General features: G+C 54.4%; 2 protein-coding genes. Both read left to right on the top strand.

Going from position 1 to position 2,290, the window contains the following annotated elements; translation table 11 throughout:
* Positions 1–223: 223 nt before the first annotated feature.
* Complete coding sequence (locus tag QMM04_RS22235) at positions 224–1,156, top strand: flagellin (protein ID WP_282997072.1); 933 nt, start codon at positions 224–226, stop codon at positions 1,154–1,156.
* A 199-nt stretch (positions 1,157–1,355) separates the two neighbouring features.
* Positions 1,356–2,288, top strand: a complete 933-nt coding sequence (locus tag QMM04_RS22230) for a flagellin (protein ID WP_282997072.1) — start codon at positions 1,356–1,358, stop codon at positions 2,286–2,288.
* Positions 2,289–2,290: the final 2 nt, after the last annotated feature.

Here is a 2,290-nt window from a genome sequence, read left to right as displayed (position 1 = left end):
TATAGGTTGATAATCACTGAGGAGGGTATCGGCAGTGAGCGGAAAAATATTAGACAAAATATAAAAAAACAATGAGGCAAATAAAGAAGGGATAAGGGCCTGTTTTCGGGGTTTAAAAAAATAGCTAAGGTTTTCTCAGGCACCGACGATAACCAAAGCAAGCTGAATGGCCTCGGGCCAAAAGCCCGATAGAATCTCAACTCATTGACTCAAGGAATTTATCATGGCCGTTATCAATACCAACACATTGTCGCTGACCACGCAAAACAACCTGTCCAAGTCACAGGCTTCTCTGGGTACCGCTATTGAGCGTCTCTCTTCTGGTCTGCGTATTAACAGCGCCAAAGATGATGCTGCAGGTCAGGCGATTGCTAACCGCTTCACCTCTAACATCAACGGCCTGACCGTTGCTGCCCGTAACGCCAACGACGGTATCTCACTGGCTCAGACCGCTGAAGGCGCGCTGTCCGAGATCAACAACAACCTGCAGCGTGTGCGTGACCTGACCGTACAGGCGCAGAACAGCTCGAACTCTGCCTCAGACATCGACTCCATCCAGGCTGAAGTTAACCAGCGTATGGAAGAGATCAACCGCGTAACGTCGCAGACCGACTTCAACGGCATCAAAGTGCTGAACACCGGTTCCGGCTCTACCGACTACAGCTTCCAGGTAGGTGCGAAAGATGGCGAAACCATCGCCATCACCCTGAGCTCAAGCGACAAATTCAACCTGGCGAAAGCCGGCACCAGCGGTACCGATCTGAACACCCGTGCGATGACCTCAGGCGATACCGTTAACGGTACCGCGCGCTCTACTGAAGCCGTTGGTTTTGACGTGCTGAAAGGCGCAGTCACCGGCGGCGCGTCTGGCGCAGCGTCCGGCACCACGCCACTGGCAGACATCGATGCGGCCATCAAATCTGTTGACTCACAGCGCAGCCTGCTGGGTGCTTCACAGAACCGCTTTGAGTCTACCATCACCAACCTGAACAACACCGTGAACAACCTGTCAGCTGCGCGCAGCCGTATTCAGGATTCTGACTACGCGACAGAAGTGTCGAACATGTCGCGCGCGCAGATCCTGCAGCAGGCAGGTTCTTCTGTGCTGGCACAGGCCAACCAGGTGCCACAGACTATGCTGTCTCTGCTGCGTTAATTCTCTCGCGCACAGACCGGGCCCCGCATGGGGCCCTTTTTTATTTCTGCTGCTGAGATTTTCTTCGATCGTTACTTACCGCTTAATTTTAATGAAATCATCATTAAAGCTTACGCAGCGGCTGCCGATAAATTTTGGCGACGGCGAGAACGCCACGGGTTTTCGACCTGAATTCATCATCAGTTAAGGAATAAACATCATGGCAGTCATTAACACTAACACCTTGTCGCTGACCACGCAGAACAACCTGTCCAAGTCACAGGCTTCTCTGGGTACCGCTATTGAGCGTCTCTCTTCTGGTCTGCGTATTAACAGCGCCAAAGATGATGCTGCAGGTCAGGCGATTGCTAACCGCTTCACCTCTAACATCAACGGCCTGACCGTTGCTGCCCGTAACGCCAACGACGGTATCTCACTGGCTCAGACCGCTGAAGGCGCGCTGTCCGAGATCAACAACAACCTGCAGCGTGTGCGTGACCTGACCGTACAGGCGCAGAACAGCTCGAACTCTGCCTCAGACATCGACTCCATCCAGGCTGAAGTTAACCAGCGTATGGAAGAGATCAACCGCGTAACGTCGCAGACCGACTTCAACGGCATCAAAGTGCTGAACACCGGTTCCGGCTCTACCGACTACAGCTTCCAGGTAGGTGCGAAAGATGGCGAAACCATCGCCATCACCCTGAGCTCAAGCGACAAATTCAACCTGGCGAAAGCCGGCACCAGCGGTACCGATCTGAACACCCGTGCGATGACCTCAGGCGATACCGTTAACGGTACCGCGCGCTCTACTGAAGCCGTTGGTTTTGACGTGCTGAAAGGCGCAGTCACCGGCGGCGCGTCTGGCGCAGCGTCCGGCACCACGCCACTGGCAGACATCGATGCGGCCATCAAATCTGTTGACTCACAGCGCAGCCTGCTGGGTGCTTCACAGAACCGCTTTGAGTCTACCATCACCAACCTGAACAACACCGTGAACAACCTGTCAGCTGCGCGCAGCCGTATTCAGGATTCTGACTACGCGACAGAAGTGTCGAACATGTCGCGCGCGCAGATCCTGCAGCAGGCAGGTTCTTCGGTGCTGGCGCAGGCCAACCAGGTGCCACAGACCATGCTGTCTCTGCTGCGTTAATC

The sequence above is a fragment of the Pantoea sp. Pa-EAmG genome (assembly GCF_030024295.1).
Taxonomy (GTDB): Bacteria; Pseudomonadota; Gammaproteobacteria; order Enterobacterales; family Enterobacteriaceae; genus Pantoea; species Pantoea dispersa.
The sequence above is the reverse complement of the archived record's forward strand: the minus strand, read 5'-3'. Positions and strand labels throughout refer to the sequence as shown.